Raw genomic sequence first — 5,811 nt, 5'->3', positions numbered from 1 at the left:
CTGCTTTTGCAACAGTCACTGCTACACGCGCGTCAGTCGCACGAGGGATGATGTAGTCCTTATTTAACTCTTCATCGCTTACTAAGCTTGCTAAGCCCTTTGCAGCGGCTAATTTCATACCTTCAGTAATCTTAGTCGCATGAACATCTAAAGCGCCTCTAAATAAGCCTGGGAAGGCTAATACGTTATTAATCTGATTAGGGAAGTCTGAACGTCCAGTTCCTACTACTGCAGCACCTGCATCTACTGCATCATGATATTTAATTTCAGGTTCTGGATTAGCCATTGCGAATACAACAGGCTTTTCCTTCATTGACTGTACCATTTCTTTAGTAAGAAGTCCTGGTGCAGAAACACCAATGAATACATCTGCTTCTTTCACTGCTTCAGCCATAGTCACACGTTTATTAGATTTGTTTGTGATTTCTGTCAATTCCTGAGTCAAGAAGTCATACTTATCATAATCTTCCTTAATCACAATACCGTTGATATTAAAGCCATAGATTTCCTTAACACCTAAATCATGAATCATATGGATAATAGAACTTCCTGCAGCACCTGTACCACTTACTACTACTGTTACATCTTCAGGCTTCTTACCAACAACCTTTAATGCATTGACTAATGCAGCAGTAACAACAATAGCTGTACCATGCTGATCATCATGGAATACAGGAATATCCAATTCCTTCTTAAGTGTTCTTTCAATTTCTACACAACGTGGTGCACTGATATCTTCTAGGTTAATACCACCAAAAGTAGGGGCAATCTGTTTACAGAACTTAATAATTTCCTGAGGATCCTTTGTATCAATACAAAGAGGAACAGCATCAATATTCGCATATTTCTTAAATAGGATAGATTTACCTTCCATAACTGGAAGACCAGCAGCTGGTCCAATATCACCAAGTCCTAGTACAGCAGTTCCATCACTTACTACTGCCACACTGTTACCCTTCCATGTATAATCATAAACAGTTTCTGGATTATTGTGGATTTCACGACATGGCTGTGCAACACCAGGTGTATAAGCCATAGATAAATCTTCCATTGTTTCCATAGGTACCTTCACATTGATTTCCATCTTACCATGATGTTCTTTATGAAGTGCTAATGCTTTTTCATATATATCCATAAATTTTCTCCTTATCATCATTTTTACACCAAAATTATACGAAGCATTTTAAAAGAAGTCAATAAAAGAGCACTTTCGTGCTCTTAAATGAATTATAGTGTTGTCACCATTAATTCTAGTCCACCTTCATAATGTACTAGATCAACATCAGAACAGATGATGAACTGATCACCCTTCTTGATAGGCATATCATTAACAGTACCTTCACCATCAATGACTGATACTAACTGGAATGGATCATCATTTTTGATTTCTGTACTTCCTTCAATCAGGTAATGATCAACAGTTAAGTATTCACATTTTAAATATCTAGTCTTAGAACCATGGTCTAATTTAGTATTTACAAATAATTTATTCTGATCTAAGTCAGCTGGTACCTTTGTACAGTCGATTGACTGCTGTACATGTAATTCTCTTTCTTTACCATCATCATCCTTACGATGATAATCATAAACACGATAAGTGATATCTGAAGACTGCTGTGCTTCATAGATTAATGAACCACCACAGATAGCATGTAATGTACCTGCTGGGATATAGAAGAAATCACCCTTATGGATTTTAAAACGATTCAATAATTCATCATACTTATCTTCTTCAATATCCTTAATAAATTCTTCTTTAGTTTTCGCATAATGACCCATAACCATATCTGTACCAACATCCGCCTGTAGTACATACCATGATTCTGTCTTACCTAAAGAGTTTTCATGAATTTTCGCATATTCATTATCTGGATGTACCTGTACAGATAAATCCTGTTTTGCATCGATGATCTTTACTAGTAATGGAAACTGATCACCTTCTACATTACCAAATAATTCACGATGATTTTCAAACATCCATGATACTGTTTTTCCTTTATATTCACCTTCAACGATTGGGCAATCGCCACTCTTATGACCTGAAATAACCCATGCTTCACCTGTATGATCACTTGGGATATCATAGCCATAAACATCTCTTAATTTTGTTCCACCCCAGATTTTTTCTTTTAAAACTGGCTGGACTTTTAAAATATGACCCATTATATATTCCTCCTATTTCATATAACCATATTCTAATATATTCATTCCTTTTTTTCTAGTCTTGCGCTTACTTTGTATTTTTTTTACAACTCGTGAGGAAAGTTTTCTTCTGTATAAATCTTATATCCTTCTTTTTTTAGTAAACGTACGAAGATACCATCTGCGTCAATGACTCTATGAGAAAATGAGCCATCATAAATATGATTAAGACCACAGCTAGGAGAACGGCTCTTTAAAATAACATATTCAATGTCATATGCTTTGAGTATTTCAAGTGCCTTCTGTGCTCCTTCTACATATTCCTTTGTAACATTTTTACCATTTACTGTCTGCACACATAATGGGTCTTCTGAAACTATTTCAGCAGGGTCTCTAGGAATAGAGAGTCCTCCTAATACTTCAGGACAAATAAGTACCGCTTCACCTTTCTTATCAATAAGTTCTAACGCTTCCTGCTTATTTGAATCGCCTCGATAAGTACAATCATAGCCACATAAGCATTTACTTATTCCAATCGTCTACATACTCCTTGATATCATGGGCCTTATAAGCGATTTTAGTGGCGCCTGCAGCCTTTAACTCCGCTTCTCCTCTAAATCCCCAGTCGCATCCAATTGTCTTCATAGAAGCGTTAATTCCCGTTTCTATATCAACATTAGAATCACCAATAAAAACACATTCATCCTTAGTCAAACCAATATCTTTTAATGCAAGATTCAAAGAAGTGATATCTGGCTTTTTAGGATAATCTGAGCATCCCCCATATGTAGTAATAAAACGATCACCAAATAGCTTAGGTACAATCACTTCAGCCACTGTATGTGGTTTATTTGTGACACAGGCAAGCTTAATACCTTCTTTATGTAAATCCTCTACTAATTCCTTAATCCCTGGATAAGGTGCTGTGTAATCAAAACAATGATTCTTATAATAATCCATGAACTCCTGTAAGCACTGGTCAAACAAATCCTGATGTTCTTCTCCAAGTGCACGCTCTACAAGTTTAAGAACGCCATTTCCTACATACTGTTTATAGTTTTCAATCGGGTGTGGTGCTAAACCGCATGCCTCTAATGCATGATTTGTACTTACTGCAAGATCCTTTAAAGAATCAACTAATGTACCATCTAAATCAAATATACAACCTTTTATCATAACTGCCTCCATAATTCATCCACATTATAACATTCTCATCCTATGAGTTTAAGTCTAATTATCTAATTGTTTTCGCTTACACACAATGATATAATAAATTCGAATGAGGTGAAATTATGAACGGATTAAAAGAACATAAATATATGGATTTCTTAACAACTATTGGCTATATCGTATTTGCATTATGCTGTGTGATTGGCTTCTTTACACATTTATATATTTTATTTGCGGTAGGCTTTATTTCAATCTTCGTATTAAGATTAATCGGCTACTCTTTAGACCGCTTCGAAGAATATAAACGTGGTTATTAATTAATGGCGAAAAAAACATAGGATTGCCCGTGGAAGTAGTCAGTAGTCTAGTCTTCTAGACTTTTTTAATTGCATGATAAAAGGATATGGGAACGCGTCCCATATCCTTTTTTTATTCTTCTTCTGTAGCTGGTAAAGTTTCTACAACTTCATGACATCTTGGACATAATCCATCTACTAATTCGCCTTCTTCGAACCAGTTCCAGCATCTTGGACACTGAACACCCACGAATTTTTCTGCCTTGATGAAACAAGTTTCATATTCGTCTTTACCTTCAGCATTGTCATCTAAAGTAACCTTTGCGACGATGAATAACTGCTTCATAGAATCTTCTAATGCAGCTAAAGACTTATATTCATCCTTAAGAGTGATAGTAAGCTTACCTTCCATGTTAGAGTTGATTACTTTTTCAGCTCTTAAGTTTTCTAATGACTTCATTACATCAGTACGTAAGTTCATGAATAAGTCGAACTGTTCTTTTAATGCATCAGCATTTTCAATTTCGAACTTTTCAGGCTTAGCTTCTAGGAATACAGATTCTTCCTGCTTTGCATCACAATGGAAATGATCATGTAATTCTTCTGCAGTAAAGACTAGGATTGGTGAAATCAATTTCATCATTGTTTTAGCATGATGATAAAGAACTGTCTGAACCTGTCTTCTTCTTGTAGAATCAGCCTTTTCGATATAAAGGATATCCTTTGTGAAGTCCATATAGAATGCACTTAGTGTATTAGTGAAGTAGTTTAAGATTTCCTTATTTGCTTCTGAGAAGTTATAAGAATCCATAGACTTATGGTATGCATCCATTAAGTCATTTAGCTTAACTAACATATACTGATCGACTGGTTCTAATTCATTTACTGGTAATACATCAGTATCCTTGAAATCATTTAAGTTACCAAGTAAGAAACGCATAGTATTTCTTACCTTACGATAGCTTTCAGATACTTTCTTTAAGATATCATCTGAGATACGTACATCTGACTGGAAGTCTACAGTAGTAGCCCATAATCTTAAGATATCAGCACCCCATTTATTGATTGTCTTGATTGGATCAACAGCGTTTCCACCAGACTTACTCATCTTTAATCCCTTACCATCAAGAGTGAAACCATGAGATAAAACAGTCTTATATGGTGCTTTGCCATGTACTGCAGTACCGATAATTAATGAAGAGTTGAACCATCCACGATACTGGTCACTACCTTCGAAGTATAGATCAGCTGGATAACCAAGTCCTCTTTCTACTAATACACCAGTATGTGATGAACCTGAGTCAAACCATACGTCCATGATATCTTTTTCTTTCTTGAAGATACCATTTGGTGAATGTTCGTTTGTATAGCCTTCTGGAAGAAGATCTTTTTCATCTCTTTCAAACCATACGTTTGAACCGAATTCTCTAAATAATGCAGATACATGATCAAATACTTTCTGATCAATAACAGGAGTACCATCTTCACAATAGAAGATTGGAATTGGAACACCCCAAGTTCTCTGTCTTGAGATACACCAGTCTCCACGGTCTTTAATCATATTATAGATTCTGATATGACCCCATTCATTGATCCAGTTAACGCTATCGATTTCACTTAATAATTTTTCTCTGATCTTATCGATAGAACAGAACCACTGGTCAGTTGCTCTAAAGATGATAGGCTTCTTAGTACGCCAGTCATGAGGGTAGCTATGTGTAATCCAAGTAAGATTTAATAAAGCGCCTAATTCTTCTAGTTTTACTGTAACAGTCTTGTTTGCATCATCAACATACTGACCTGCAAGCCATTCACCACATGTTTCCATCATGCAGCCATGTTCATCAACGTTTACAAGAACTGGTAATTTATATTTCTGACAGATGTTAAAGTCGTCTACACCAAATCCACTTGCTGTATGAACGCATCCAGTACCTGAATCAGTTGTAACATGGTCACCCATGATGACTAATGATTCTCTTTCTGGATAAAGTGGATGAGTACATGTGATGTATTCTAATTCTTCACCCTTGAAACGTTTTAAGATTTCTTTTTCTTTTAATCCAAATGTTTCCCATAATGAATCAACTAATTCTTCTAAGACAACAAGATTGCCTTTTTCAGATTTAACTAATGCATAAGTGAAACGTGGGTTTAAACAGATTGCCTGGTTTCCTGGGATTGTCCAAGGAGTAGTAGTCCA

At 35.7% G+C, this 5,811-nt stretch carries 6 protein-coding genes; 1 reads left to right on the top strand and 5 read right to left on the bottom strand.

Features of this window, described 5'->3' with window-relative positions; genetic code table 11:
* The 4 genes from QZQ55_RS10400 to QZQ55_RS10385 form a co-directional block, all read right to left on the bottom strand.
* On the bottom strand, nt 1-1,135 hold a 1,135-nt coding region (locus QZQ55_RS10400), incomplete at its 3' end, for an NADP-dependent malic enzyme (RefSeq protein WP_295093090.1).
* Between the two features lie 92 nt (nt 1,136-1,227).
* Complete coding sequence (locus QZQ55_RS10395; protein WP_295093088.1) at nt 1,228-2,163, bottom strand: type I phosphomannose isomerase catalytic subunit; 936 nt, start codon at nt 2,161-2,163, stop codon at nt 1,228-1,230.
* 83 nt (nt 2,164-2,246) lie between these two features.
* The gene (locus QZQ55_RS10390; RefSeq protein ID WP_295093092.1) at nt 2,247-2,672 is read right to left on the bottom strand and encodes a DUF523 domain-containing protein; all 426 of its coding nucleotides are present in this window, start codon (nt 2,670-2,672) and stop codon (nt 2,247-2,249) included.
* On the bottom strand, nt 2,665-3,318 hold the full coding sequence (locus QZQ55_RS10385; protein ID WP_295093086.1) for an HAD family hydrolase: 654 nt from the start codon (nt 3,316-3,318) through the stop codon (nt 2,665-2,667). The genes QZQ55_RS10390 and QZQ55_RS10385 overlap by 8 nt, the downstream gene beginning before the upstream one ends.
* Nucleotides 3,319-3,434: 116 nt before the next feature.
* On the opposite strand from QZQ55_RS10385, the gene QZQ55_RS10380 reads away from it, so the two are divergent.
* The gene (locus QZQ55_RS10380; RefSeq protein WP_295093084.1) at nt 3,435-3,629 is read left to right on the top strand and encodes a hypothetical protein; all 195 of its coding nucleotides are present in this window, start codon (nt 3,435-3,437) and stop codon (nt 3,627-3,629) included.
* A gap of 112 nt (nt 3,630-3,741) precedes the next feature.
* On the opposite strand, the gene ileS is transcribed toward QZQ55_RS10380, so the two are convergent.
* Nucleotides 3,742-5,811: isoleucine--tRNA ligase (ileS, locus tag QZQ55_RS10375; protein ID WP_295093082.1), on the bottom strand; the 2,070-nt coding region annotated here is incomplete at its 5' end.

The sequence above is a fragment of the uncultured Catenibacterium sp. genome, from assembly GCF_900540665.1.
Taxonomy (GTDB): Bacteria; Bacillota_I; Bacilli_A; order Erysipelotrichales; family Coprobacillaceae; genus Catenibacterium.
Note: the sequence above shows the minus strand (reverse complement) of the source record. Positions and strands in the feature narration are given on the sequence as shown.

Excerpts from the sequence above, each read along its gene's own strand:
- QZQ55_RS10395 (WP_295093088.1), bottom strand. The coding sequence starts at position 2,163 with ATGGGTCATATTTTAAAAGTCCAGCCAGTTTTAAAAGAAAAAATCTGG.
- QZQ55_RS10385 (WP_295093086.1), bottom strand. The coding sequence starts at position 3,318 with ATGATAAAAGGTTGTATATTTGATTTAGATGGTACATTAGTTGATTCT.
- QZQ55_RS10380 (WP_295093084.1), top strand. The coding sequence starts at position 3,435 with ATGAACGGATTAAAAGAACATAAATATATGGATTTCTTAACAACTATT.